Origin of the sequence: Pseudomonas sp. GL-R-26, from assembly GCF_019947365.1 — a bacterium.
Taxonomy (GTDB): domain Bacteria; phylum Pseudomonadota; class Gammaproteobacteria; order Pseudomonadales; family Pseudomonadaceae; genus Aquipseudomonas.
Genome location: NZ_JAGYGI010000017.1, coordinates 86,338 through 113,084, shown reverse-complemented (window position 1 = coordinate 113,084; position 26,747 = coordinate 86,338). Strand labels below are relative to the sequence as shown.

Sequence of the window (26,747 nt, the reverse complement as noted above, 5' to 3'; positions counted from 1 at the left end):
ATTACCAATCTATCGAATAGGTCATGCTCAAGGTACGGCCTTCGGCGTTGGGGAATGGCGCTTTGGCGTTGGCCTGGGCGAACAGGTTGACGTACGTGCGGTTGGTCAGGTTGTACACCCCGCCTTCCAGACGACCGACCGGCAAGTACACGGAGCCGAGCAGGTCCACCAGCGTATAGCCTTCGATGTCGCGCCCGTTGTTGTCCTTGGCGGCAGCGTCGTAACTGGCCAGGTGCATGCCTTGCAGGCGCAGGGTGTAGTCGTCTTCGGCGTAGCCGACGAACAGCGTGGTCTTGGCCGGTGAAATGCGTGTCGCCGGCAGATCGATCCATTTCCCGTTCTGCTCGGTCTCGCCTTTGGCCCAGGCATAGGTGCCACCTACCGACCAGTGATCGGTCGCGAGGTAGGTCAGGCTGTTTTCGATGCCGCGAACCCGCTCCTTCTGGTTGATCAGACGCAAGACACGGTTATTGGCATCGTAGAACTGAGTCACGTCCGAGGTGTTTTCATAGACGGTGACGTCGGCCTGCCACCGGTCCCAGTCACCGCGCCAGCCCAGCTCATAGCTGTCGACCTTGATGGCCTGGGCGTTGAGGCTCTGGATGTCGAAGGTGCTGTTCACGTCACGCAAGAAGCGCTGGATGTCCGGCAGCGAAAACCCCTGGCTGTAATTGGCGAAGACGTCCTGATGTTCACTCAGGTGATAGACCGCGCCCAGGTTATAGAGCGTAGCGTCGTACTTGAGGGTGTCACCGGGCAGGATGGCACGTACGCCGGTCTGGACGATCTGACCGTAAGCGATGCTGTCGGAGACCTCGCTTTCGATCCATTCGCGGCGCACACCGCCACGCAAGGTCCAGTCTCCGATGTCCCAGGACATCTGTCCGAACAGCGCCTTGGTGGTGGTTTCGATATCCGGGCCCATCTCGTAAGTGGTGCCGGTCTTGGTGTAGGTCAGCCCTTTGAGGGTGTATTGGTCACCGCGCTGGCGGGAGCGTTCGTGATCGTAGTCGGCGCCCCAGACCAGGTTGCCCGTGGCGCTGCCGATGGCCGGCAATGGCGTGTCGATGGCCGCACGCAGGCCGTATACATCCTGCACGCTGTTGTTGTCGGCGATCCCGGCCTTGCCCCGCGACAGGTCCGGGAAGAACAGCGCGTCGGCCCGGCGCCAGTAGCTTTCCAGTTGCAGGCCCTGGCCGTAGAAGTCGTTGTCGGTGTAGTTGAGGTTGGCCGCCTGGTTATGAGTGTAGGGCTGGTCGTCGAGTTTCAGTCCTTTGACCGCCACGGCCTCTTTCAGGTTTTTCGGGTCTTTTGTGTAGTCAGTGTCCTGCTGGTCCTTGTAGTCCTGCAGCGACAGGCTGAGTTTTTTATCGGCATCCAGTTCGTAACCGAAACGACCCTGCAGGTCATAGGTGTCGGTGTCCATGTTGCTGCCCTGGGATGTGTCCTGAGGGATGCGATTGCCGTTGCCGTCGTACTGATCGTTGCGCTGGGTCAGGTCGGCGGACAGGTACCAGTCCAGGGCATCCTTGCGCCCGGTCGCACTCTGAAAGGCCTCGTAGGCGAAACCCTTGCTGTTGAGGTTGTTGCCGGTGGTCAGGCCCAGTTTGCTGCTGTAGGCAAGGTCCTGACCCTGGTTGCGCTTGGTGATGATGTTGATGATGCCGCCCGAAGCACCGGCTCCATAAATGCTGCTGGCGCCGGAAACCACCTCGATGCGTTCGATACTGGCCGGTGCGATGCTGTTGAGTTGGCGGAAGTTGTCGCGCGTGGCGTTCTGCGACACGCCGTCGATCAACACCAGCATGTTGCGCCCGCGCAGGGTCTGGCCGAAGTTGCTCATCCCGCCGCTGGACGGCGCCAGGCCGGGAACCAGTTGCCCAAGGATGTCGGAGACCCGACGCCCGGCGCCACTCTGTTGGCGGATCTGCTGTTCGTCGATTACCTGGACCGAGCCTGGAATCGAGGCAATGGTCGCTTCGCTACGCGTCGCGGAAACGACGGTGGCCTGCATGTTCAATGTGCCGGGTTGCTGGTCGGTATCCTCGGCCCAGGCCTGGGCGCTGACGGAGCCGAGCAACGGAATCAACAGGGAAAGTTTGGTTCGGTTCATGAGGTGGTCTTTTTCTTAGTCGTGACAAGTGTGGGGAGACAAGATTGCGGGGGCAGGCGTAGAGGTGAATGAGCGCACCCGGCGGATTCCGATGGCGGCCAGGGCGTAGGCGACGGGGAGCAGTGCGCATTGCCAGATGCCCCAGAGCAACCGGCTGACGAGAAACCCAGCCATTCGTTAGCCAGTGCCGTGGCCACCAGCGTCAGGGCGCAGAGCCAGGCAACGCCCTCGATGAGGCGCAAGGTGTAAGCCGGATCAGGCGTTGCAAGCAGCGCTGCGCGGCGGGCGCCGGGGCATTGCTCAAAGGGTCGAGGGTGATGCGGCGGGACTGGAAGGCCGGAGTGCCGAGGGCTTGGCTCCAGTGTGAGAGCAATTGCTGCTGTTTTTGCGTGTAAGCGCGAATCAAGTCCGATTCCTTCTGGACGGTGGTTTAGCTGAATGCGCGCAGAGAATACATTTTCAAAATATTAATGCAAATGATAGTAATTGATATTTATGGCGCGAGGCGCACCTTTTCAGAGTCTTGCCAGGGGTTTACTCAAGACCATGTAGCGCTCTCCCACCTTCCGCGCATACTCCTCCAGCACCTGCTGACACAACGCCACAATCTCCTCGACCCACTCAACGCCCACTCGCCACGACACCACCACCTGCAGGTCGGGTGGTCGCTGATCGATGTCCAGCAGGGTCAACTCCCCCCGTGCCAGCTCTTCGGCCACCAGCACCGGCGGCAACGCGCCGATGCCAAAGCCGTCGCGCAGCAGCCGGGTAATCGCCGACACCGAGTTCACGCAGTTCAGACGTGGCGCCGTCACGCCATTGGCCTGCATCAGGGCGAGCACTTCCTGATGCGGGTGAGAGTTTTTCGAGTAGGTAATGATCCGCTCTTTCGCCAGATCGGCGACGCCTGAATACTCACGGTTGTACAGGGAATTGCTGGCGACAATCCAGCCCATGGGGTGGCTGGCCAGTTCCAGGCTGCGCACGCTTTCCTGGCGCAGCAGGTCGGTCTGCAGAATCACATCGAGGAAGCCTTTTTGCAGCTGATCGCAGAGGTTGAGCGAGGTATCGGCCACCAGTTCGATTTCCACCAGCGGGTAGTGATCGGTCATCTGCGCCACCAACGGGCTGAGCCAGGTATGGATCACCGTGTCCATCACGCCGATGCGCACCCGTCCGGCCTTGCTCGAGCGGGTCTCGATCGACTGCTTGAGTGCCTGCATGGTGTCCATCATCTGCTCGGCGTAATCGAGCACCTTGAGGCCTTCGGGTGTCAGGCTCACGCCGCGCGAATCCCGCAGAAACAGCTTTACCCCCAGCTCGCCTTCAAGCACTGCGATGCGGCTGGAAATCGAAGCCTGAGTGGTGAAGAGCTTGTCGGCGGTCAGGCGGAAACTCTTGAGTCGGGCGACCCAGACGAAGGTCTCGAGAAACTTCAGGTTCATGGGATAAAGATTTCTTATGTCTAAGGCGGGTTTTTATTAGTTGGACGCAGTAGGGGCGCGCGTCCAAAAATCGACGCATCCGGTTCCCACGATAGGCGTCGTCGGGGCTCAGAACAATACCAATAAAATCAGCGCGGAGATTTGCCATGAGTGCGCCCGACACCACCGCCATCCCGAAAGCCTCGGCCCGCCCGGGACCTTTCGACTGGTATCGCAACATCAATCAGCAGGAACGCCGCACCTTCTGGAGCTGCAAGATCGGCTATGGCCTGGACGGCATGGACACCCAGATGCTCAGCTTCGTGGTGCCGACCCTGATTGCCATGTGGGGCATCACCACCGGCCAGGCCGGGCTGATTCACACCAGCACGCTGATCGCTTCAGCCATCGGTGGCTGGGTGGCGGGGATTCTGTCCGATCGCATCGGTCGTGTGCGCACCTTGCAACTGACCGTGCTGTGGTTTGCTTTCTTCACCTTCCTCTGCGGCTTTGCCCAGAGCTACGAGCAACTGCTGATTGCCCGCACGTTGATGGGCTTCGGTTTCGGCGGCGAGTGGACGGCCGGCGCGGTGCTGATGGGCGAGGTGATTCGTGCCCAGGACCGTGGCAAGGCTGTTGGCATGGTGCAATCCGGCTGGGCGCTGGGTTGGGGGCTGACGGCGATTCTGTATGCGCTGCTGTTCTCGGTATTGCCACCGGAAGACGCCTGGCGCGCGCTGTTCATCCTCGGCATCGTGCCGGCGATTTTCGTGATCTTCGTTCGCCGGTTGGTGAAAGACCCGGAAATCTACCGTGAGGCCAAGGCTAAACAGGAGCCGAGCAACCCGTCGAAGTTCTACGAGATTTTCGCCCCCGACATGCTCTTCACCACGATTCGCGCTTCGTTGCTGACCACCGGCGCTCTGGGCGGCTACTACGCGATCACGTCCTGGTTGCCGACTTTCCTGAAGAACGAACGCGGTTTGAGCGTACTCAATACCAGTGGTTATCTGGCGATGGTGATCGTCGGGTCCTACGTCGGTTATGTCATCAGCGCCTATTTGACCGACATCCTTGGACGTAAAAAGAACTTCATCCTGTTCGCCGTGGGCTCGTTCACCATTGTCTTGCTGTACACCCAACTGCCAGTCAGCAACGGCGTGATGCTGTGGCTGGGCTTTCCGCTGGGCTTCTTCGCCTCGGGGATTTTCAGTGGCATGGGGGCATTCCTGACCGAGTTGTTCCCCACACGCATTCGCGGTTCTGGCCAGGGTTTTTGCTACAACATCGGCCGGGCGCTGGCGGCGTTGTTCCCGCTGCTGATCGGCCTGCTCAGCCAGACCGTGCCGCTGAGTGTGGGCATCGGTGCCTTTGCGGCGGTTTCCTACGGCGTGGTGATCCTCGCGGCCCTGAGTTTGCCGGAAACCCGTGGCAAGCAACTCGACGCCCAGTAACTGATAACCTGCGGGGCTGTCTCATAGATATGTCCCGCAGCTAAAAAGAATAAAGCCTACAGGAGTGTTCAGCGTGAGCCGCCTGCTATTGAACTGCGACATCGGCGAGAGTTTCGGCAGCTGGACCATGGGTCTGGACGCGGAAATCATGCCCTTCATCGATTGCGCCAACATCGCCTGCGGTTTCCACGCCGGCGACCCGAGCATCATGCGCAAGACCGTCAGCCTGGCCCTCAGCCACGGTGTGCAAGTTGGCGCGCATCCGGCCTATCAGGACCTGGTGGGGTTTGGCCGTCGCTCCATGGCCTATGCCTCCCAGGAACTTCAAGACATTCTGCATTACCAGATCGGCGCCCTCGACGGCATCTGCCGGGCCCAGGGTGGGCGAGTCAGCTACGTCAAACCCCATGGCGCGATGTACAACGACATGATGGCCAACCCGGCACAACTGCGCGCCGTGCTGCAAGCGGTTGCGTCCTATGACCGCAACCTGCCATTGATGTTGATGGCCACCCGCGACAACAGTGCGGCCCAACAACTGGGCGATGAGTACGGCGTGACCCTGTGGTTCGAAGCATTCGCCGACCGCGCTTACGACAGCGCAGGCAGGCTGGTGTCGCGACAACTGCCGGGAGCGGTGCATCACGACCCGGAAAAAATCATCGAGCAGGCGCTGACCATTGCCCGTGGCGATCCGCTCACTGCCAGCGACGGCAGCGCCCTGCATTTACAGGCCAATACCCTGTGCGTGCACGGCGACAACGCCAGTTCGGTCGCTGCCGTGCAACGCATCCGTGAAGCCTTGAACCGGCAGAGCGCGTCATGAAGCTGCGGGTAGAAGTGGTGGCGCTGGATTGCCTGATGGTGCGCCTGTTCGATGAAATTGCCGAAACCAACATGCCGTGGATGCTGGCGGCAAGTGAAAGTCTGCGCGCGGCATTCGCCGGGCATCTGATCGATCTGGTGCCGTCCTACACCACCTTGATGGTGCATTACGACTTGACCGCGCTGAGTCCTGCCCAGGCCCGGGAGTTGATTGCCCAGGCACTGATCGATCTGTCGCCCAATGCGCGTACTCGCGGCACCTGTCATGTGCTGCCAGTGTGGTACGACTTGAGCGTCGGTCCGGAATTGAACCTGTTGTCGCAACGCAGCGGGTTGGCGGTGGAGGAGGTGATCCGTCGTCACTGTGAGCGTGAATATCAGGTGTTTGCCCTGGGTTTTGCACCGGGCTTCGCCTTCATGGGGTTGGTGGAGGAGGTGCTCGCCGCGCCACGTCTGAACACGCCTCGCAAGAAAGTCGCCGCCGGCAGTGTCGGCATCGCCGAACGGCAGACGGCGGCCTACCCGGTGGTGTCGCCGGGCGGCTGGAACCTGATCGGCCGCACCCCGGCCAAATTGTTCGATCGCAACCGTGACGGCTATAGCCTGATGCAACCCGGTGACACTTTACGGTTCGAAGCGGTCGGCCATGCCGAATTCATTAACCTGGGCGGTGACGACACGCCACTGGAGGCCCAGGCATGAGCCGTCTGATGATTGAAGCAAGTACGGCGCTATGCCTGTTGCAGGACGCCGGTCGATTTGGCGTGCGGCATCTGGGTGTGACCCAGGGTGGAGCGGCCGATTGGCGTTCGATGTCCTGGGCCAACTGGCTGCTGGGCAACGGACTGGATGCGCCGGTAATCGAAATCACCCTCGGCGGGTTCACCGTCGTGGCCGAGGACGATTGCGTGCTGGCCTTGGCCGGAGCGGATCTAGGCGCGAAGGTGGATGGCGAGGCGTTGGCGCCTTGGCGCAGTTTCAGGTTGCACAAAGGCCAGCGTTTGCAATTCACCCAACCGCTGCTCGGTGCTCGCGCCTATCTGGCAGCGCCGGGTGGATTTGATGCACCAAAGGTGCTGGGCAGCAGTTCAACGGTAGTCCGGGAGGAACTCGGCGGCCTGGACGGAATGGGCCATGCGCTGGGTAAAGGCGCGTCATTGAGCTACTCGGGGAACTCGCTGGTATTGCTGCGGGAGTTGCCGAACGAATACGTGCCGGATTTCACCGGTGAGCCATTGCTGGATCTGGTGCTCGGTGCGCAGATTGGCGAGTTCAGCGGGCAGAGCCTGTTCGATGCGTTCAACAGCGTGTGGAGCCTCGACAGCCGGGCCGACCGGATGGGGATTCGCCTGCTGGGTAAGGCGCTGCAGTACCAGGGCAAACCGATGATTTCCGAAGGCATTCCGTTGGGGGCGGTCCAGGTGCCGCCTGACGGGCAGCCGATTGTGTTGCTCAATGATCGACAGACCATTGGTGGGTATCCGCGGTTGGGAGCGTTGACGCCGTTGGCGCTGGCGCGGCTGGCGCAGTGCTTGCCGGGGGGGCGGGTGCGGTTGCGGCCGGTGGTGCAGGATGTCGCCCATCGCGAACAAATCGAGTATTTACAGCGCTTCATTAACCGCTAAATGCTTCGCGAGCAGGCTCGCTCCCACATTGGATCTTTGCCATACATAAGACCCTGTGGGAGCGAGCCTGCTCGCGATGGGGCTCTAACGGGCGCCGCAGACTACTTGGAAAGAAACCGCATCCCTTCTTCCAACCCGCGAAGGGTCAACGGATACATCTGGTCCTCAATCAAATCCCGCACGATATTGGTCGACGAGGTATAGCCCCAGGTGTCCTTCGGATACGGGTTGATCCAGATGAGCTTCTTGTACTTCTCCTTGAACCGCTGCATCCACACGTAACCGGCTTCTTCGTTCCAGTGCTCGACGCTGCCGCCCGCCTGGGTGATTTCATAGGGCGCCATGGCGGCGTCACCGATGAAGATCACTTTGTAGTCGGCGCCGTACTTGTGCAGCAGGTCCATGGTCGAGGTGCGCTCGGAGGTGCGGCGCATGTTGTTCTTCCACACCGATTCATAAATGAAGTTGTGGAAGTAGAAGTACTCCAGATGCTTGAACTCGGTCTTGCAGGCCGAGAACAACTCCTCGCAAATCTTCACATGTGCGTCCATCGAGCCGCCGATGTCGAACAGCAGCAACAGCTTGACGGTGTTGCGTCGTTCCGGCCGCATCTGGATGTTCAGCAGGCCAGCATCCTTGGCGGTGTGGTCGATGGTGCCATCGATGTCCAGTTCTTCCGCCGCACCCTGCCGGGCAAACTTGCGCAAGCGCCGCAGGGCGACCTTGATGTTGCGCGTACCCAGTTCGACCGAGTCGTCGAGGTTCTTGTATTCGCGTTGGTCCCAGACCTTGGCCGCCTTGCCCTGGCGCTTGCCGGCATCGCCGACCCGAATGCCTTCCGGGTTGAAGCCACCGGAGCCGAACGGGCTGGTGCCACCGGTGCCGATCCACTTGTTGCCACCGGCGTGGCGTTCCTTCTGTTCTTCGAGGCGTTTCTTGAACTCTTCGATCAGCTTGTCCAGGCCACCCAGGGACTGGATCGCCGCCCGTTCTTCATCGGTCAGCGAGCGCTCGAATTCCTTGCGCAGCCAGTCTTCCGGAATCAGCGCCTGCAGGTGGTCGTCGAGTTTTTCCAGGCCATTGAAGTAGGCACCGAACGCACGGTCGAACTTGTCGAAATGCTTTTCGTCCTTCACCAGGATCGTCCGGGACAGGTAATAGAACTCGTCCATGTCGGCGAAGGTCACGCGCTGTTTCAGCGCGTTGATCAGGTCCAGCAGCTCACGCACCGAGACCGGCACCTTGGCTGCGCGCATTTCATTGAACAGGTTGAGCAGCATGGCATCAGCCTCTTAGCGGGTGCCGCGACGGCTCATGAACGCCAGACGCTCCAGCAGTTGCACGTCCTGTTCGTTCTTCACCAAAGCGCCGGCCAGCGGCGGGATGGCTTTGGTCGGATCGCGTTCACGCAGCACCGCTTCGCCGATGTTGTCGGCCATCAGCAGCTTCAGCCAGTCCACCAGCTCGGAGGTCGAAGGCTTCTTCTTCAGGCCCGGCACCTTGCGCACGTCGAAGAACACGTCCAGCGCTTCGCTGACCAGGTCTTTCTTGATGTCCGGGTAATGCACGTCGACGATCCGCTGCATCGTGACACGGTCCGGGAAGGCGATGTAGTGGAAGAAGCAGCGGCGCAGGAACGCGTCCGGCAGCTCTTTCTCGTTGTTGGAGGTAATGATGATGATCGGGCGCTTCTTGGCCTTGATGGTCTCGTCGATTTCGTAAACGTAGAACTCCATTTTGTCGAGTTCTTGCAGCAGGTCGTTGGGGAATTCGATGTCGGCCTTGTCGATTTCGTCGATCAGCAGGATGACCCGTTCTTCGGACTCGAAAGCTTCCCAGAGCTTGCCCTTTTTCAGGTAGTTGCGAACGTCGTGAACCTTTTCCGTGCCCAGTTGCGAGTCGCGCAGGCGGCTGACCGCGTCGTACTCGTACAGGCCTTGATGGGCCTTGGTGGTGGACTTGATGTGCCAGGTGATCAGCTTGGCGCCAAAGGATTCGGCCAGTTGCTCGGCGAGCATGGTCTTGCCGGTGCCCGGTTCGCCCTTGACCAGCAACGGCCGCTCCAGAGTGATGGCGGCGTTGACCGCCAGCTTCAGGTCATCGGTGGCGACGTAGGCCTGGGTGCCTTCGAACTTCATCTGCTAATCCTCGAACGGTAACGCCGACCTGAACGAGGCAGGGCGGGGGCGCAATAAAATGGTCAGCCCCGACTATAACGCGGTGCCCGGTCGACTGTGAACGCAGACGGCTTATTCAGTCTCTGAATGGGGCGTCACATCTTGACCCAGTCTCGGTAACAGGCCAGCATAGAGATATCGCCATTTTGGCGATAGCATGCCGGGCATGTCTACAAAATACCGATTTCGAGATACATACCGCATTCAGTTGCGCGAAAAGGATCATCCACCGCCGCACGTTCATCTGACGGGTGGCGGGCTGGATGTCATGTTGAGCCTGGAAACTGTCGAAGTGATGGTGGGCAAGGCACCGCCGCTGATTCTCAGGGAAGCTCTGGAGTGGGTCAGAGCCAACCAGACTCAATTGCTGGAGGATTGGAAACGATGCTACCCATGAAACGACCACGGCTATCGGCAGTGCAAGCGTTGTCGGATTATCGTTTGGCGCTGACATTTATCGATGGCCAGCAACTGCTGCTCGATTTGAGCCGCGACCTGCATGCCTATCCAGGCCTGCAACCTTTACAGGGAGTCGCTTTTGAATATGCAGCGTTGGGTGACGATGGCTGGAGTGTCGAATGGCCTGAACTCGATATCCAGATTGGTGCAGACACTCTCTACCTGGATGCCTTGGCGCAAAATGCAGCCGACGAGAACACCCGAATCTTTATCGATTGGCGTGCTCGCACCGGGTTATCGCTTAATCAGGCGGCTGAAGCGCTGGGGGTCAGTACCCGTAGCATCACCCGATACAGCAGTGGTCGCGAAGCGGTGCCGCGATCGTTAGCCTTGGCCTGCCTGGGTTGGGATTTCCTGCAGCAGCAATCGAATTCATCCCGAGCGGCAGAAGACACTGGCCGGTACATCGTCACGCGCAAAAACTAGCCTGCATCCGGCTTGGGCCGTTCACACCGTGCAGTGAATGCCGGTATGAATCCATTGCGTAAAATCTGCAAAAAAGCCTGGAATGCGCTGACATCTTGCTGATGCACGTTACCCTTGAGTTCGACCCGTGTCGCAAACTGGTTTTTGCCCTGGTTTTTCAAGACGGTCTCGGTACTGCCGACGAGGGCTTCCCAAATCGAGCGGAACAGTCCTTTGTCCTTGTTTTCCACATCCTGCTGCCAGTTGAACACATCGACATCGCGCAGTAGTGGCTTGATATAGCCAGTCAGTCGCCCATGTTCGCCAACCGCTCATTGAGGTAGTCGCGCACCAGACAGGGCAATGCGATGTGGAGCGTTATCAGCAGCACAATCAGGCCGATGAGGGGCCGCAGGGGCCAACTGTATCGACGTTTCATGGTGGAAAATTTCTGACGATCCAAAGCCATTGACTGCACTGACAAGCGGACGTTCGACTTGACTGGACGCCTGCGGGCAAGAGGGCTTACCTTGATGCCCTATTTCAATGCTGTCGTTAAGGACCCAGCCATGAGCCGCATTTTCGCTGACAACGCCCACTCCATCGGCAATACGCCGCTGGTGCAGATCAATCGCATTGCGCCGCGTGGTGTGACCATCCTGGCCAAGATCGAAGGGCGCAACCCCGGTTACTCGGTCAAGTGCCGGATCGGTGCGAACATGATCTGGGATGCCGAGAGCAGTGGCAAACTCAAGCCGGGCATGACCATCGTGGAACCCACCTCCGGCAATACCGGCATCGGCCTGGCCTTTGTGGCCGCCGCCCGTGGCTACAAACTGATGCTGACCATGCCGGCGTCCATGAGTATCGAACGCCGCAAGGTGCTCAAGGCACTGGGCGCCGAACTGGTGTTGACCGAGCCGGCCAAAGGCATGAAGGGCGCGATCGAGAAAGCCGGTGAAATCGTTGCCGGCGACCCGTCGAAGTACTTCATGCCGGCGCAATTCGACAACCCGGCCAACCCGGCCATCCACGAAAAAACCACCGGCCCCGAAATCTGGAACGATACCGACGGCGCGGTCGACGTGCTGGTGGCAGGCGTCGGAACCGGTGGAACCATCACCGGGGTTTCACGGTATATCAAGAATACCCAGGGCAAGCCGATACTCTCGGTAGCGGTGGAGCCGGCGGTGTCGCCGGTGATCACCCAGGCCCTGGCCGGTGAGGAGATCAAGCCAAGCCCGCATAAAATCCAGGGCATCGGTGCCGGTTTTGTGCCGAATAACCTCGATTTGTCGATCGTCGATCGGGTGGAGTTGGTCAGTGACGAAGAGTCCAAGGCCATGGCCTTGCGCTTGATGCAGGAAGAAGGAATCTTGTGCGGGATTTCCTGCGGCGCCGCCATGGCAGTGGCTGTTCGGCTGGCCGAGACCCCGGAAATGCAGGGCAAGACCATCGTCGTGATCCTGCCGGATTCCGGTGAACGTTACCTGTCGAGCATGCTGTTCAGTGATCTGTTTACCGAACAGGAGAATCAGCAGTAAGCACTAAACATTGGTGGATCGCGGCTGACGATGATGGCTGAGGCGTTATCGCTGGTTGCGATCTATTGATCTGGTCCGGTTGATGATGGATTTGCATCAGCCAGCGTTCAGGCGTCTTATGTTAAGAAATGTTTTGTTGCACATTCATTAACAATGAATGTTGAAAAGTGCAGGTTTTTCACCGGGTCGGTAGTGTTTATCATGCTGGCAGCCAAGTCGGGCAATGGACGTGGCGCAGCGTCGTTTATCTTCAAAGGAGTTGTTGATGACCTTATCGTTTGCCGCGAAGGCCTCGTTGTTGCTGCTGTTTCTCGGCAGCACCCTCTATGTGCATTTACGCGGTAAGGCGCGCTTGCCGGTTTTGCGCCAGTTCGTGAACCATTCGGCACTGTTCGCCCCCTATAACGCCTTGATGTACCTGTTTTCCAGTGTGCCCTCGAAACCGTATCTGGATCGCAGCAAGTTCCCGGAACTGGATGTGCTCAAGGACAACTGGGAGGTGATTCGCGACGAGGCGATGCACTTGTTCGACGAGGGGTATATCCGCGCGGCGGCAAAGAACAACGACGCCGGTTTCGGCTCATTCTTCAAGAAGGGCTGGAAGCGTTTCTATCTCAAGTGGTATGACGAACCGCTGCCTTCCGCCGAAGCCCTGTGCCCGAAAACCGTGGAACTGGTCAGTAGCATTCCCAACGTCAAAGGTGCCATGTTCGCGCTGCTGCCGGGTGGCAGCCACCTCAACCCGCATCGTGATCCGTTTGGCGGCTCCCTGCGTTATCACTTGGGCCTGTCCACCCCCAATTCCGATGATTGCCGCATCTTTGTCGACGGTCAGGTTTACGCCTGGCGCGATGGTGAAGACGTGATGTTCGACGAGACCTACGTGCACTGGGTCAAGAATGAAACGGAAAAGACTCGCGTCATCCTGTTCTGCGACATCGAACGTCCGCTGAGCAATCGCTTAATGACCCGCATCAACCGCAGCATCAGCGCCTGGCTGGGTCGCGCCACCGCCCCTCAGAACCTGGACGACGAACGTGTGGGCGGGATCAACCGGGCCTACGCCTGGAGCAAGAACTCCAGCGATAAATTCAGTGGCGTGGTCAAGCAATGGAAGCGGCGTAATCCCAAGGCCTACCGTGTACTGCGCCCGGTACTGGCGGTGATGGTGCTGACGTTGTTGGGGTATTGGTTGTTTGGCTGAAGCCGGATACAGAACAGCAAAACCGCTCGTTGTGAGCGGTTTTTTTTTTTGCTTGCGAGTTTTAAGGGCGTCCGGCGAGAAGGCTAGGTTCTTCGCCGTCGATGCCTGTTACAAGTATTTGCAGAAGACGCTGCTGACTGGCAGTCAGTTCTACAGCGGCGGTCTTTTTTTCTGTAAGGCGCGTGCTTTTCCTTGTGGGGGATTTTTTGATGACTTTGCGCATTTTCCCTCCGCTGCTGGTCATTAACTGAACACTTTTCACGATACAAGGTTCTCCAAGGTTTTGACAAGACGGCCTTCTATATCGAAGTCAAAGCCGAGCTGTTGATAAATTGAGACCGCGCCAACCTGCGGCTCTTGAACTTCGAGGAACCGGCAACCGATGAGCTGCGCGTATTGTTCAATGGCAATCAGCGCCAGTGTCGCAATACGGTTTCTCAAAGGATGCGCCTCCTTTGGACGTCCCTCTAACCGTACGATGCGCATCCGCAGCCGACTGTTGTTCGGATTTGCAAAGCACATGCCGCACAGTTCGTCGTCGAACCAGATGGCAATATCCAGAGCCAATGGCTCTCGTGCTTTCCACCCAACGACTTCATTCCAGGAAAAGTGCGGATCCTCCCAAAGCACAGAAGCATTCAATGCCCGTGTGTCAATCGGTTCAAAGCGCACCTTCGATAAATCGAACGCGGTAGGGCCGATCCGTTCCAGCTCACGCTGCAACTGTGCAGTGCTGGCACCAGCAAACTTTCTGGCCTGAGACTTGTACAACTGATACCGAAGATGAGTCCTTTCCCTTGGCATGTGATCTCTTGCATTCCATTCCCCGTCGTTGGGCGTTGCAGTTGCTCTCAAGCCTAGGTAGCACCCTCTCCCTTGTCGTTACTGGCCTTTTGACCAAGTCGTTGCAATCCATGTCGAGGGCTGGTTATAGTCAGCGCACAGTGAGTTTCAGGACTCACCTTTTCATCCCTCAATCAAAGATCAGCCCAATGCCTGCATCCCTCATCAACGCGGTAGTCGATTCAGCGGTCAACGCTGGCGTCGTGCCGTGCGGGAATCAGCAGCCCGGGCAGATCAGTCATTACCCCCCACCTGTCAGTAGCACGTCGGTGTGCGCAGTTGCATCACCGCCAGGCGTTGGCATTTCGGGCTGATCAGCTGCCTTCTGCTGTTCCCCATGCCTGCCTGAAAAACTACTGGATTTCAGCTTTTTGCTGAGTTGGCTTTTTGCCTGACTACAGGTGGTATTCATGTTTGTCCTTTCGAAAAAGTCCGCGCTCGCGGCGGCGTCCACGAGCCTGTTCGTTCTGCTGTGGAGCAGCGGGGCGATTTTCTCCAAATGGGGGCTGGCTCACGCGTCGCCCTTTGCCTTCCTGATGTTTCGTTTCGTCATCGCCCTATGCGGCCTGGTGTTGCTCGTGCCGTTGCTCAAGCTGAAGTTGCCCAAGGGCGGCAAACCGATGCTGTATGCGATGGCCACCGGCGTGGTGTTGTTGGGGGCGTATCAGATTTTTTATCTGCTGGCCCTGGACCTTAAAGTCACGCCCGGGGTGATGGCGACCATCATGGGCGTGCAGCCGATCCTCACCGTAGTACTGATGGAGCGCCAGCGTTCCTGGCGCCGGATGTTCGGTCTGGCCCTGGGGCTGGCCGGGTTGGTCATGGTGGTCTACCAGGGCATCGGGCTGGCCGGGATGTCGCTGGCCGGGATGCTTTTCGGTCTGCTGGCGCTGGCGAGCATGACCTTCGGTTCGATCATGCAGAAACGCATCACCGACAATCCCCTCGGTACACTGCCGGTGCAGTATCTGGCCGGACTGCTGTTGTGCGGGGTTTTCGTTCCCTTTCAGCCGTTTCACTTCGAGCACAGCAGCGGATTCATTCTGCCGGTGCTGTGGATGGGGCTGGTGGTATCGGTGCTGGCGACGCTGTTGCTGTACCGCTTGATCGCCCGGGGCAATCTGGTGAACGTCACCAGCCTGTTTTACCTGGTGCCGGCGGTAACGGCGGTGATGGACTATCTGATCTTCGGCAATCGCCTGGCGATGTTGAGCCTGTTCGGTATGCTGTTGATCATCGTCGGTCTGGTGTTTGTGTTCCGTAAAACCGCTTGATTGCGGGTAAACCCGAGAAGGCCTGGAGCAATGCTCCGGGTCTTTGTGATTTTTGGCGTCTGATCAGCCGCCTCGCAACAATCCTACCGGTCAGCCACCAGGCCAGGTTTCACAGCAGCCGGCTTCAATACCAGCCACAACGCCAGCGCAATCAACAACCCGCCATAAATATGCGCCATCGACAGCGGCTCATCGAGAAACAGCGCCCCCCACAACACGCCGAACAGCGGGATCAAAAAGGTCGTAGTCATCGATTTCACCGGACCGATCGAGCTCAGGAGCCGGAAGTAAACAATGTACGCAAACGCTGTGCATCCCAGACCCAACCCCAGCAACGAGAGCCAGACACTCCAGCCGCCCCAGCTCGCGGGTGGTTGGCTGATCACGCTGTAGCCGAACAGCGGCAGCAGGAACAGCGTCGCGCCGAGCATGCTGCCCAACGCGGACAGACGGCTATCGAGACCCCCGGCCTGATCGAGCCAGCGGCGGGCCAGAAACCCTGCAAATCCGTAGCAAGTGGTCGCGAGCAGGCAGGCGACGGCGCCCATCAGCAATTGCATATCGAACGCCACCGGACCGGCACGAGTCAGCACGCCCACGCCGAACAGCCCCAGGAACACGCCGCCGAGTTTGGCGCCAGTGAGCCTTTCATGAAAAAACAGGCCGCCGATCAGCACGCCCATCAAGGGTGTCGTGGCATTGAAAATCGACGAGTAACCGGCTGGCAGCACCTGCGCGGCCACCGAATAGAGCGTCGCCGGAATCCCGGAGTTGATCACCCCGAGCAGCATCACGGTCTTGAGTTTGCCCTTGAAATCCCAACTGATGCGCATCAGGCCGAGAATCACCAGCAGCCCCATTGCGGCAATCGACACGCGGAAAAACGCCGTGGGAATTGTGCCGATCACCGGTGCGATGATGCGCATGAACAGAAAACTGGCCCCCCAAATGGCCGCCAGGGAGAGTAAACGGAAAATATCGACGGGGTTCACAGCGCGGTCCTTCCTTGGGGGAGGGGCGAAAGTGTTGCTGAGTGTGTGATCGATGGCAACCGAAAACCGGGCATTTAATTCGGCTGGAAAATTGCGCTTCTCCTGCACCCGGTTCACTGGCTAAGCTCAAGCCTCCCGAATTCCCGCAGAGGTCTCACCATGCCGCAGCAATGGCCAGCCGCCGACATCGCCCGCTTGATCCTCGATGGCTTTGACGATTACCGCGAGCATTTTCGCCAGATCACCGACGGCGCCCGGGCCCGCTTCGAACAGGCCCGGTGGCAAGAGACGCAGTCGGCGTCGGCGGCGCGGATCAATCTGTACGAAGACAAGGTCGGTGAAACGGTGGAGCGACTGCGCACCGCGTTTGACGCTGACACCCTGGACGTCAGCTGCTGGCCGCTGGTCAAGAGCGCCTACATCAGCCTGATCGACCTGCGCTTCGACGACGAACTGTCCGAGACCTGGTACAACTCGATTTTCTGCGGGCTGTTCAGCCATGACCTGATCAGCGACGGTTGCATGTTCATCCACACCACCCGGCCGAGCCTGCGCCGTGCCCGGGCCGCGCAAACCCGAACCTACAAGCCGCAAGGTCAATTGTCGGCGATGCTCGCCAGCATCTTCGCCGACTACCGCTTCAGCGAGGATTACGCCGACCTGTCCGGTGACCTGAAGCGCCTCGAAGCGCAACTGCGCGAGAACCTGCCGGATTGGGTGTGCAAGGACCCGGAGCTGAGCGTCGAGCTGTTTTCCTCGGTGTTGTACCGTAATAAAGGCGCGTACCTGGTGGGGCGTATCTACACCGCCGATGAGCAATGGCCGCTGGCAATTCCATTGCTGCACCTGGAGGGTCGCGGCATCCAGATCGATGCGCTGATCACCGACGAGGCGGAGGTGTCGATCATCTTCTCGTTCACCCGCTCGTATTTCATGGTGGATGTGCCGGTGCCGGCGGAGTTCATCGGCTTCCTGCGGCGTATCCTGCCAGGCAAGCACATTGCCGAGCTGTACACCTCGATTGGTTTCTACAAGCACGGCAAGTCCGAGTTCTACCGGGCGCTGATCAATCACCTGGCCAACACCGACGACCAGTTCATCATGGCCCCCGGTGTGCGCGGCATGGTGATGAGCGTGTTTACCCTGCCGGGTTTCAACACCGTGTTCAAAATCATCAAGGACCGTTTCTCGCCGTCGAAAAACGTCGACCGCGCCACGGTGATCGAAAAATACCGTCTGGTAAAAAGCGTCGACCGCGTCGGGCGCATGGCCGATACCCAGGAGTTCGCCGATTTCCGTTTCCCCTTGAGCAAGTTCGATCCGGCGTGCCTGGAGGAATTGCTGGAAGTCGCGCCGTCCACAGTGTCGGTGGAAGACGATACGGTGCTGATCCGTCACTGCTGGACCGAGCGCCGCATGACCCCGCTGAACCTCTACCTGGAAAACGCCAACGAGGCGCAGGTGCGCGAAGCGCTGGAAGATTACGGGTTGGCGATCAAGCAACTGGCGGCGGCCAACATCTTTCCCGGGGATATGCTGCTGAAGAACTTCGGGGTGACCCGTCACGGTCGGGTGGTGTTCTACGACTACGACGAGATCTGCTTCCTCACCGAGGCGAACTTTCGCCACATCCCGTTACCGCGCACCCCGGAAGATGAAATGGCGTCCGAACCGTGGTACTCGATCGGGCCGCTGGACGTGTTCCCCGAGGAATTTCCGCCGTTCCTGTTTGCCGATTTCCGGCAACGCAAGTTGTTCGATCAGCTGCATGGCGAGTTGTACAACGCCGATTACTGGAAAAGCCTGCAGGAAGCGATTCGGGCGGGGAAGGTGATTGATGTATTCCCGTATCGGCGTAAAGGGCTGGATAACGAATAGGAACAGTTGCAAGCGGCAAGCTACAAGCGGCAAGTTAGAAGCCGCTTTTAACTTGCGGCTTGTAGCTTGCCGCTTGAAGCTGCTTTTCTGCGACAATCGGCACCCTGCGCCACTAGACGACTGAATTGCGTACCCGATGACCGACGAATCGCCCTCCATCGACAAACTGCTGAAAAACCTCGATCACGCCATGCTTGCCGACCGCCACCGGCTGCGGCGGCAGTTGCTTGAGCTGCGCAAGAAACCCGACGAGGCCAGGCTGGGCCAGTGGGTGACGCGGATGCAGGCGTCCTGCGAGCAGGTGCTGGCGCGCAAGGCCAGTCTGCCGGTGATTCGTTACGACGACAGTTTGCCGATTGCCGCCAAGCGCGACGAAATCAAGAAGGCGCTGGAAAAGCACCAGGTGTTGATCATCGCTGGCGAAACCGGCTCGGGTAAAACCACCCAGTTGCCGAAGATCTGCCTGGAAATCGGTCGCGGCCAGCATGGCCTGATCGGCCATACACAGCCACGCCGGATCGCTGCGCGCAGCGTCGCCAGCCGGGTCGCCGAAGAGCTCGGTACGCCGCTCGGTGCGCTGGTCGGCTATCAGGTGCGCTTCGAGGATCAGAGCGATTCCAGCACCCTGATCAAGCTGATGACCGACGGCATCCTGCTGGCGGAAACCCAGAACGACCGGTATCTGGAACGCTACGACACGATCATCGTCGACGAAGCCCACGAACGCAGCCTCAACATCGACTTCCTGCTTGGCTATCTGAAAACCCTGCTGCCACGTCGTCCGGACCTGAAGGTCATCATCACTTCGGCGACCATCGACCTGGAGCGTTTCTCAAAGCACTTCGATGACGCGCCGATTGTCGAAGTCTCCGGCCGCACCTACCCGGTGGACACCTGGTATCGCCCGCTGACCCTGGAGCAGGACGAAGAGGGCAACCGCGTCGAGGACGACCTGACGGTGGATCAGGCGATCCTCGCCACCCTCGATGAAATCGCCGCTTATGAGCGCAGTGAACGCCGCAGTCCCGGTGACGTGTTGGTGTTCCTGCCCGGCGAGCGCGAGATTCGCGATGCCGCCGACATGCTGCGCAAGGCCCAGCTCAAGCACACCGAAATCCTGCCGTTGTACGCGCGACTGTCGCCAGCCGAGCAACAGCGGATTTTCCAGTCGCACCCTGGACGTCGCGTAGTACTGGCGACCAACGTCGCGGAAACCTCGCTGACCGTGCCGGGCATTCGCTATGTGATCGACAGCGGCACTGCGCGCATCAGTCGCTACAGCTATCGCGCCAAGGTCCAGCGCCTGCCGATCGAAGCGGTTTCCCAAGCCAGCGCCAACCAGCGTAAAGGTCGATGCGGGCGGGTCGAGCCGGGTATCTGCATCCGCCTCTACAGCGAAGAAGATTTTCTTGGGCGCCCGGAATTTACCGATCCGGAAATCCTGCGCACCAACCTCGCGGCGGTCATTCTGCAGATGCTGCATCTGCGCCTCGGCGAGGTCAGCGCGTTCCCGTTCATCGAGCCGCCGGATGGCAAGGCCATCAGCGACGGTTACAACCTGCTGCAGGAACTCTCGGCGGTGGATCGCAATAGCCAGTTGACCCCGCTTGGTCGTCAATTGGCACGGCTGCCGGTGGATCCGCGCATGGGCCGCATGCTGCTGGAAGCGGCGAAGCTCGGCAGCTTGCAGGAAGTGCTGATCGTCGCCAGCGCCATGTCGATCCAGGACCCGCGCGAGCGTCCGCCGGAGCGTCAGCAAGCGGCGGATCAGGCCCACGCCCAGTGGAAAGACGTCGACTCGGACTTCGCCGGGCTGGTCAATCTGTGGCGCGGTTTCGAAGAACAGCGTCAGGCGCTGACCGCGAGCCCGCTGCGTAACTGGTGCCGCAAGAATTTCCTTAATTACCTGCGCCTGCGCGAGTGGCGCGACTCCCATCGCCAACTGAGCCTGATCTGCCGCGACATGCAGTTGAGCCTCAACAAAGAGCCGGCGGATTATCCGAAGCTGCACAAAGCCGTGCTGGTGGGGTTGCTCAGCCAGATCGGGCAGAAAACCGAAGACGGCGATTACCTTGGCGCCCGTCAGCGGCGCTTCTGGATTCATCCGTCCTCGGGCATCGGCAAGAAGCGCCCGCAGTGGCTGATGACCGCCGAACTGGTGGAAACCACCAAGCTCTATGCGCGAATGGTAGCGAAGATCGATGCCGACTGGATCGAACCGCTGGCTGGGCACCTGATCAAGAAAAACCACTTCGAGCCCCATTGGGAGAAGAAGCGTGGGCAGGTCGTGGCGTTCGAGCAGATCACCCTGTTCGGGCTGATCGTGGTCGGGCGCCGGCCGGTGCATTACGGCCCGGTCGACCCGGTGGTGTCCCGCGAGTTGTTCATCCGCGAAGCGCTGGTGCGCGGCGAGATTCAGTCCAAGGCCAAGTGCCTGACGGCCAACAAGCAATTGCTGGAACAACTCGACGAACTGGAAGCCAAGGCCCGTCGTCGCGACATCCTCGCCGACGAAGAAACCCTGTACGCCTTCTACGACGCGCGACTGCCGGCGGAGATCTACCAGACCGCGACCTTCGACAGTTGGTACCGGATCAACAGCCAGAAAGACCCGCAACTGCTGATCATGCGCGAGGAAGACGTGCTGGCCCGTGAAGCCAGTGAAGTCACCGCCCAGCATTACCCGGATACGCTGCACATCGGCGATCTGGAATTGGCCCTCAGCTACCACTTCGAACCGAATCACCCGCGCGACGGCGTGACCCTGCGCGTGCCGGCACCGCTGTTGCCGATGCTGCCACCGGAACGCCTGGAATGGCTGGTGCCGGGCGTCATCGAAGCCAAGTGCATTGCCCTGGTGCGCAACCTGCCCAAGGCCTTGCGCAAGAATTTCGTACCGGTGCCGGACTTCGTCAAGGCAGCCTTGCAGCGCATGACCTTTGCCGAGGGCTCGCTGCCCCAGGCCTTGGGGCGCGAGTTGCTGCGCATGACCGGTGCGCGGGTCAGCGATGAAGCCTGGGCCGAGGCCGCGCAGCAGGTCGAAAGCCATCTGCGCATGAACCTGGAAATCGTCGACGCCCAGGGCAAGTTCCTCGGCGAAGGTCGCGATCTGGCCGAACTGACGGCGCGTTTCGCCGAGGCCAGCCAGGCAGCATTGGCGGTGCCGCAAACCGCGAAAAGCCAGCAGCCGGTTGAACCGAAAGTGTTCGCCGCCGTGGCCGAGAAAACCCAACAGAAGATCGCCGGGCTGTCGATGACGGTCTACCCGGCGCTGGTGGAAGAGGCCGGCACGGTCAAGGAAGGGCGTTTCTCGACCCCGGCCGAGGCCGAGTTTCAGCATCGCCGTGCCCTGCAACGCTTGCTGATGCAGCAACTGGCCGAACCTGCCAAGTTCCTCCGTGGCAAGTTGCCGGGCCTGACCGAACTGGGCCTGCTGTACCGCGACATGGGGCGCGTCGATGCGCTGGTGGAGGACATTCTGCTGGCCAGCCTCGACAGCTGCATTCTTGAGGGCGAAGACCCGCTGCCCCGTGACGGTGTGGGTCTGGCGTCCCTGGCCGAGCGCAAGCGTGGTGCCTGGACTGAGCACGCCGAGCGTGTGGCGAAATTGACCCTGGAAATACTCAAGCTCTGGCATGGCCTGCAAAAACGCTTCAAAGGCAAGATTGACCTAGCGCAAGCCGTGGCCCTGAACGACATCAAGCAGCAGCTCAGCCACCTGGTCTATCCGGGATTTGTCCGGGAAACGCCGATGCAATGGCTCAAGGAGTTGCCGCGTTACCTTAAGGCGATCGAGCAGCGCTTTGAAAAAATCGGTGCCCAAGTGCAGCGTGACCGGGTCTGGAGCGGCGAGTTGAGCGGGCTGTGGACGCAATACCAAACCCGCGCCAACAAACACGCCCAGGAAGGCAAACGCGATCCGCAACTGGAGTTGTATCGCTGGTGGCTGGAGGAATACCGGGTTTCGCTGTTTGCACAACAGTTGGGAACCAAGGTGCCTATCTCCGACAAGCGCCTGAACAAGCAGTGGTCGCAAGTCGAACCGTAGTCCCGAGGCTGGTGCAATACCCTGTGGGAGCAAGCCCGCTCCCACAGCTCAGGTGGTGTGTCAGTGGGAGTTTGATCCAGCAAAAGGGGCGAAATGCCCACGTTTATGGCAAACTTCGCGCCTATAAACGCCGGCCCCGCGGTTTTGAGCCTTCACGGTCTCGGGCAGGTCGGAATAAAGCGATGCCAGGTTTGCGTCCCCCGGACGGGAATAGACCCTTTGTGTATTGGTACGACGGTGCCAATGCTTTCTGCCTGAACAGATTAGAGACACGACCATGCATAACGTTGTCATCAGCGGCACCGGCCTGTACACCCCGGCCAACAGCATTTCCAACGAAGAGCTGGTGCAGTCTTTCAATACTTATGTGGCGCAATTCAACGCCGACAACGCCGACGCCATTGCGCGCGGCGAAATTGAAGCATTGACCGAGTCCAGCGCCGCATTCATCGAAAAAGCCTCGGGCATCAAGAGCCGCTTTGTCATGGACAAGGACGGCATCCTCGACCCACAACGCATGGCCCCACGCCTGCCGGAGCGTTCCAACGACGAGTGGTCGGTTCTGTGCCAGATGGCCATTGGCGCCGCTGAACAAGCCTTGCAGCGCGCCGGCAAGACCGCCGCGGACATCGACGGCGTGATCGTCGCCTGTTCCAACCTGCAACGTGCCTACCCGGCCATTGCCATCGAAGTCCAGGAAGCATTGGGCATCCAGGGTTTCGGTTTCGACATGAACGTGGCGTGCTCGTCCGCAACCTTCGGCATCCAGACCGCCGCCAACAGCGTGCAACTGGGCCAGGCCCGGGCAGTCCTGTTGGTCAACCCGGAAGTCTGCACCGGCCACCTGAACTTCCGTGACCGCGACAGCCACTTCATCTTCGGCGATGCCGCCACTGCGATGATCATCGAGCGTGCTGACCTGGCGACGTCCAAGTACCAGTTCGACATCGTCAGCACCAAGCTGCTGACCAAGTTCTCCAACAACATCCGCAACAACTTCGGCTTCCTCAACCGCGCGGCGCAAGAGGGCATCGGTGCCAGGGACAAACTGTTCGTGCAGGAAGGCCGCAAGGTGTTCAAGGAAGTCTGCCCGTTGGTTGCCGAACTGATCAGTGAGCATCTGCAAGAGAACCAGCTGAACGTCAGCGACGTGAAGCGCTTCTGGCTGCACCAGGCCAACCTCAGCATGAACCACCTGATCGTCAAGAAACTGCTGGGTCGCGACGCCACCGAACAGGAAGCGCCGGTGATTCTCGACACCTACGCCAACACCAGTTCCGCCGGTTCCGTGATTGCGTTCCACAAGAACCAGGACGATCTGGCCGCCGGTTCGCTGGCGGTGCTCAGTTCGTTTGGTGCCGGTTATTCGATTGGTAGCGTGTTGCTGCGCAAGCGCTGAGTCTGAATTAACTGTCGCAGCAGATGAAAAGATCGCAGCCGAAAGCTGCGATTTTTTTTTGCGGGGCTTTTGTGGCGAGGGAGCTTGCTCCCGTTCGGCGACGACGTCGTCGTAAACAAGCTAATGCGGCATGTCTGGCAAATCGAGGTGGTTGGTTCTGGGACCGCTTCGCAGTCCAGCGCGAGCAAGCTCGCTCGCCACATAAAGCTGATTCGATGGGTAGGGGAGAGAAAACAGTCTCGCGTTGATGCATCGGAGGATGATGGGGACCGACACACCAACGCCAGGCTGTAAAAGGAGCCCGGGCTTCCTTGCCCGAGTCGTGTAGCGGGGTGAATCAGAACTTCGCTTCGGCATCCAGTTGCAGGGTGTTGATGTCCGAGTCGGTTTTCTTGATGTTGGCGTTGGTCTGGTCCGAAGTCGCCATGAAGTAGGTCGCGCCCAAGGCAAAGTTCTTGTCCAGATCGTAGCTCACTTTCATCTTGCTGCCGCGCGAACCGGTGAAGCCGTTGGCGAAGTCGGAGTCGGTGAAGGCACCCACCACAGCGTTACGCTGCACGTCGCGGTAGTTGTAGTCCAGGTTGAAGCCGTAGACCTTGGACTTCACACCGGCCAACCAGCCAGTGTCCTGGTCGTTGCTGGCATCGGTGTTGTTGACGTACTGACCGTAGATCGACAGCGGAACTGGCAGGTTGGAGAAGTCGAGCTGACCAAAGCCTTCGTACAGTTTGAAGGTTTCGCCCGGGCTGTTGCCGTTGACGGCCAGTGCGCATGGCGTGGTGACGGTGCCGGAGGTAGGGCAGGCACTGCTGCTGTCGTTGTCGTAGGAGTAGATACTGCCGCCCAACGTCATTTTCATGCTGTCGGTGATGGCGAAGCGCGCACCCAACTGGCCAGCGTACAGGCGCAGGTCGTGTTTGAACTGCACGCCTTCACCGTCGACGTTGTCCTTGAGGGTGTAGTGACCGGCGCTACCGAACAGCTCGGTGGTGCCGCTCAGTGGGTATTTGTAGGTGACGGCCAGACCTTCCGGGTTGATGTCGCTATCCCAGATGATGTCGCCCATGCTCACCCATTGTTGTGGCATCTTGCCGCCAACCAGGTGCAGGTTCTTGATCGCGTCCGGGTGGTAGTCGATGTAACCTTGGTCCAGCCAGATCTGCTTCTTGTCGAAGTAGTTGTTCAGGTCCTGGTTGGTCGAGCGAGCGTCGTCGTTATTGCCGGTGGCGATACGGATACCGGTGTCGACCTGCGGGTTGATTTCGCTGTAGGCACCCAGGCGGGCACGAATGCGCTGACGGTCCTGGTCCTTGTTGTTCGGCACGCCATCGTTGTGCACGGTTTCTTCGCGGAAGCGCACGTCACCCTTGAACTGGGTCTTGGCGGCCCATGCCAGCTTCTGGTCGAAGGTGCTCAGAGCGTCGGTTTTCTTCGCGGTGGCTGCGATTTGCTCGTTGGTCTCTTGCTGAGCCTGACGGGCGATCTGCTGGTCTTTCTGATCCCTGGCCAACTCGGCTTGCAGTTCGCTGTACTGCGCGTTGGTGATCGAGCCGTTAGCCTTGAGCATGTCGAGCAGTTTGGCGTCGACTGCGGCACTGGCCGGAACACTCATGGCCAGCAACAGGCCACCACACAAGGCCGCCGCAGTTTTCGTGGAAGCAAGACGCATATCAATCTCCGAAGATGAGAGGGGATGACAGAGCCATCCGGGACACAACCGACCATAAGGGGCGGAAAACTGTGGCCGGGTATAACCCGGCGCTCTAAAAACAGGCGCCAGTATCGCGATGGTTTATTACAGAGCAGTGGCAATGTGATGTCATGTCCATGACGATACAAAGTCGCCGTGAACTATTGAGTTAGAGCACTGTCGTCGTTTTGCCCGTGTGCATTGCAGAGCGATAGGCGATACTCGCGGGGCTTTCACGCCATAAAGAGTGAGGATGGTGATGCCGTTGCAACGCCTGCAAAAACTGTCAGAAATCTCCCCGCAGACGTGGGACGCACTGGTGCCCGAAACTCAGCCTTTTCTGCGTCACGCCTTTTTGAGCGCACTGGAAGACAGCGGCAGCGTCGGACCCCATACCGGCTGGCAGCCCGAGCATTTATTGCACGTCGAAGGGGATCGACTGATCGCCGCACTGCCCGGTTACCGCAAGTGGCATTCTTACGGCGAGTACGTGTTCGATCACGCTTGGGCCGATGCCTGTGAACGTGCCGGCATCGACTACTACCCCAAATTGTTGACCGCGGTGCCGTTCAGTCCGGTCACTGGGCCGCGGCTGTTGGCGGCCACGGTCGAAGACGGTTTCGAGTTATTGAAAAGCCTGCCGGGCTACCTTGAGCTTGAAGGGCTCTCCAGTGCGCACATCAACTTCACCGACCCGTTCACCGACGCGGCACTGAGCGAGCAACCGGGCTGGCTGCAGCGCGTTGGCTGTCAATACCACTGGCAGAATCGCGGCTACCGGGATTTCCAGGACTTCCTCGACGTGCTCAGTTCGCGCAAGCGCAAACAGATGCGCAAGGAGCGCGAGCAGGTGGCCGGGCAGGGCTTCGATTTCGAATGGCTCGAAGGTCGGGAACTGAGTGAGGCGCAATGGGATTTCGTCTATGCCTGCTACGCCAACACCTACGCGGTGCGCCGGCAAGCGCCGTATCTGACGCGAGAGTTTTTCAGTCTGCTGGCCGAACGCATGCCAGAGTCGATTCGCGTGGTGCTGGCCAAGCAAGGTTCACGGCCGGTGGCGATGGCGTTCAGTCTGGTGGGGGGGGACAGCTTTTATGGTCGTTACTGGGGATGCCTGGCGGAGTTCGATCGCCTGCATTTTGAGACCTGCTTCTACCAAGGCATGGACTATGCCATTGCCAACGGTTTCCAGCGTTTCGATGCCGGTGCCCAGGGTGAGCACAAACTGATTCGCGGATTCGAGCCCGTCATTACGCATTCCTGGCACTACTTGCGGCATCCGGGATTGAAAGCTGCGGTGAAAGACTTCCTGGAGCAGGAGCGGTTGGGAGTACTGGCTTATGCAGAGGAGGCGAAGTCAGCCTTGCCTTATCGACAAGGCTGATCTTCAGCG

At 59.5% G+C, this 26,747-nt stretch carries 22 protein-coding genes and 2 pseudogenes; 13 read left to right on the top strand and 11 right to left on the bottom strand.

The window, feature by feature from the left end; genetic code table 11:
• Position 1: 1 nt before the first annotated feature.
• The 3 genes and pseudogenes from KGA96_RS18810 to KGA96_RS18800 form a co-directional block, all read right to left on the bottom strand.
• Positions 2 to 2,113: a TonB-dependent receptor gene (locus tag KGA96_RS18810; RefSeq protein ID WP_046043866.1), complete on the bottom strand. Its 2,112-nt coding sequence runs from the start codon at positions 2,111 to 2,113 to the stop codon at positions 2 to 4.
• Positions 2,114 to 2,128: 15 nt separating this feature from the next.
• Positions 2,129 to 2,367, bottom strand: a pseudogene (locus KGA96_RS18805) (hypothetical protein); the annotation flags it as partial.
• Between the two features lie 261 nt (positions 2,368 to 2,628).
• Complete coding sequence (locus KGA96_RS18800) at positions 2,629 to 3,558, bottom strand: LysR family transcriptional regulator (protein ID WP_046043868.1); 930 nt, start codon at positions 3,556 to 3,558, stop codon at positions 2,629 to 2,631.
• Positions 3,559 to 3,704: 146 nt separating this feature from the next.
• Between KGA96_RS18800 and KGA96_RS18795 the strand changes: the two genes are divergently transcribed.
• The 4 genes from KGA96_RS18795 (at position 3,705) to KGA96_RS18780 (ending at position 7,441) form a co-directional block, all read left to right on the top strand.
• Positions 3,705 to 4,991, top strand: a complete 1,287-nt coding sequence (locus KGA96_RS18795) for an MFS transporter (RefSeq protein ID WP_046043869.1) — start codon at positions 3,705 to 3,707, stop codon at positions 4,989 to 4,991.
• Positions 4,992 to 5,064: 73 nt separating this feature from the next.
• Complete coding sequence (locus KGA96_RS18790; protein WP_046043870.1) at positions 5,065 to 5,817, top strand: 5-oxoprolinase subunit PxpA; 753 nt, start codon at positions 5,065 to 5,067, stop codon at positions 5,815 to 5,817.
• On the top strand, positions 5,814 to 6,518 hold the full coding sequence (locus tag KGA96_RS18785) for a 5-oxoprolinase subunit B family protein (RefSeq protein WP_223514219.1): 705 nt from the start codon (positions 5,814 to 5,816) through the stop codon (positions 6,516 to 6,518). The genes KGA96_RS18790 and KGA96_RS18785 overlap by 4 nt, the downstream gene beginning before the upstream one ends.
• Positions 6,515 to 7,441 (top strand): biotin-dependent carboxyltransferase family protein, encoded by a 927-nt coding sequence (locus KGA96_RS18780; protein WP_046043872.1) that lies wholly within the window; start codon positions 6,515 to 6,517, stop codon positions 7,439 to 7,441. The genes KGA96_RS18785 and KGA96_RS18780 overlap by 4 nt, the downstream gene beginning before the upstream one ends.
• Positions 7,442 to 7,542: 101 nt before the next feature.
• Here the strand turns inward: KGA96_RS18780 and KGA96_RS18775 are convergent, their stop codons facing one another.
• Together KGA96_RS18775 and KGA96_RS18770 are read right to left on the bottom strand one after the other, a co-directional pair.
• Positions 7,543 to 8,721 (bottom strand): vWA domain-containing protein, encoded by a 1,179-nt coding sequence (locus KGA96_RS18775; RefSeq protein WP_046043874.1) that lies wholly within the window; start codon positions 8,719 to 8,721, stop codon positions 7,543 to 7,545.
• 12 nt (positions 8,722 to 8,733) lie between these two features.
• Complete coding sequence (locus KGA96_RS18770) at positions 8,734 to 9,579, bottom strand: AAA family ATPase (RefSeq protein WP_007984829.1); 846 nt, start codon at positions 9,577 to 9,579, stop codon at positions 8,734 to 8,736.
• Between the two features lie 205 nt (positions 9,580 to 9,784).
• On the opposite strand from KGA96_RS18770, the gene KGA96_RS18765 reads away from it, so the two are divergent.
• Both KGA96_RS18765 and KGA96_RS18760 read left to right on the top strand, forming a co-directional pair.
• Entirely contained in the window at positions 9,785 to 10,015 is a 231-nt protein-coding gene (locus KGA96_RS18765) for a DUF4160 domain-containing protein (RefSeq protein ID WP_046043879.1), read from the top strand.
• Positions 10,003 to 10,503, top strand: coding sequence for a DUF2442 domain-containing protein (locus KGA96_RS18760; protein ID WP_046043875.1), 501 nt, complete (start codon positions 10,003 to 10,005; stop codon positions 10,501 to 10,503). The genes KGA96_RS18765 and KGA96_RS18760 overlap by 13 nt, the downstream gene beginning before the upstream one ends.
• On the opposite strand, the pseudogene KGA96_RS18755 reads toward KGA96_RS18760, so the two are convergent.
• Together KGA96_RS18755 and KGA96_RS29670 are read right to left on the bottom strand one after the other, a co-directional pair.
• Positions 10,500 to 10,799, bottom strand: a pseudogene (locus tag KGA96_RS18755) (hypothetical protein); the annotation flags it as partial. The gene KGA96_RS18760 and the pseudogene KGA96_RS18755 overlap by 4 nt on opposite strands.
• Positions 10,790 to 10,921, bottom strand: coding sequence for a hypothetical protein (locus tag KGA96_RS29670; RefSeq protein ID WP_259674453.1), 132 nt, complete (start codon positions 10,919 to 10,921; stop codon positions 10,790 to 10,792). The gene KGA96_RS29670 and the pseudogene KGA96_RS18755, both read right to left, overlap by 10 nt.
• Before the next feature lie 130 nt (positions 10,922 to 11,051).
• Between KGA96_RS29670 and cysK the strand changes: the two genes are divergently transcribed.
• Both cysK and KGA96_RS18745 read left to right on the top strand, forming a co-directional pair.
• The gene (gene cysK / locus KGA96_RS18750) at positions 11,052 to 12,026 is read left to right on the top strand and encodes a cysteine synthase A (RefSeq protein WP_046043877.1); all 975 of its coding nucleotides are present in this window, start codon (positions 11,052 to 11,054) and stop codon (positions 12,024 to 12,026) included.
• Positions 12,027 to 12,291: 265 nt separating this feature from the next.
• The gene (locus KGA96_RS18745; RefSeq protein ID WP_046043878.1) at positions 12,292 to 13,230 is read left to right on the top strand and encodes an aspartyl/asparaginyl beta-hydroxylase domain-containing protein; all 939 of its coding nucleotides are present in this window, start codon (positions 12,292 to 12,294) and stop codon (positions 13,228 to 13,230) included.
• 61 nt (positions 13,231 to 13,291) lie between these two features.
• Here KGA96_RS18745 and KGA96_RS18740 read toward each other — a convergent pair whose 3' ends face one another.
• Positions 13,292 to 13,453 carry a hypothetical protein gene (locus KGA96_RS18740; RefSeq protein ID WP_223514217.1) on the bottom strand — a complete coding sequence of 54 codons (162 nt, stop codon included), beginning with the start codon at positions 13,451 to 13,453 and terminating at the stop codon, positions 13,292 to 13,294.
• 35 nt (positions 13,454 to 13,488) lie between these two features.
• A complete protein-coding gene (locus KGA96_RS18735; RefSeq protein WP_223514215.1) occupies positions 13,489 to 14,034 on the bottom strand; it encodes a GNAT family N-acetyltransferase in 546 nt (181 codons plus the stop codon).
• Between the two features lie 449 nt (positions 14,035 to 14,483).
• Here KGA96_RS18735 and KGA96_RS18730 point away from each other — a divergent pair, with 449 nt between their 5' ends.
• Positions 14,484 to 15,347, top strand: coding sequence for a DMT family transporter (locus tag KGA96_RS18730; RefSeq protein WP_046043684.1), 864 nt, complete (start codon positions 14,484 to 14,486; stop codon positions 15,345 to 15,347).
• Positions 15,348 to 15,430: 83 nt separating this feature from the next.
• Here KGA96_RS18730 and KGA96_RS18725 read toward each other — a convergent pair whose 3' ends face one another.
• Complete coding sequence (locus tag KGA96_RS18725; protein WP_223514212.1) at positions 15,431 to 16,339, bottom strand: DMT family transporter; 909 nt, start codon at positions 16,337 to 16,339, stop codon at positions 15,431 to 15,433.
• A gap of 159 nt (positions 16,340 to 16,498) precedes the next feature.
• Here KGA96_RS18725 and aceK point away from each other — a divergent pair, with 159 nt between their 5' ends.
• The 3 genes from aceK (at position 16,499) to KGA96_RS18710 (ending at position 23,664) form a co-directional block, all read left to right on the top strand.
• A complete protein-coding gene (gene aceK, locus KGA96_RS18720) occupies positions 16,499 to 18,217 on the top strand; it encodes a bifunctional isocitrate dehydrogenase kinase/phosphatase (protein WP_046043686.1) in 1,719 nt (572 codons plus the stop codon).
• 136 nt (positions 18,218 to 18,353) lie between these two features.
• Positions 18,354 to 22,265: an ATP-dependent RNA helicase HrpA gene (gene hrpA / locus KGA96_RS18715; RefSeq protein ID WP_223514209.1), complete on the top strand. Its 3,912-nt coding sequence runs from the start codon at positions 18,354 to 18,356 to the stop codon at positions 22,263 to 22,265.
• Positions 22,266 to 22,542: 277 nt separating this feature from the next.
• Positions 22,543 to 23,664, top strand: coding sequence for a beta-ketoacyl-ACP synthase III (locus tag KGA96_RS18710; protein ID WP_046043688.1), 1,122 nt, complete (start codon positions 22,543 to 22,545; stop codon positions 23,662 to 23,664).
• A gap of 337 nt (positions 23,665 to 24,001) precedes the next feature.
• Here KGA96_RS18710 and KGA96_RS18705 read toward each other — a convergent pair whose 3' ends face one another.
• Positions 24,002 to 25,333: a putative porin gene (locus KGA96_RS18705; RefSeq protein ID WP_223514206.1), complete on the bottom strand. Its 1,332-nt coding sequence runs from the start codon at positions 25,331 to 25,333 to the stop codon at positions 24,002 to 24,004.
• Positions 25,334 to 25,613: 280 nt separating this feature from the next.
• On the opposite strand from KGA96_RS18705, the gene KGA96_RS18700 reads away from it, so the two are divergent.
• Positions 25,614 to 26,738, top strand: a complete 1,125-nt coding sequence (locus KGA96_RS18700) for a GNAT family N-acetyltransferase (RefSeq protein WP_046043732.1) — start codon at positions 25,614 to 25,616, stop codon at positions 26,736 to 26,738.
• The last annotated feature ends 9 nt before the right edge of the window (positions 26,739 to 26,747 follow it).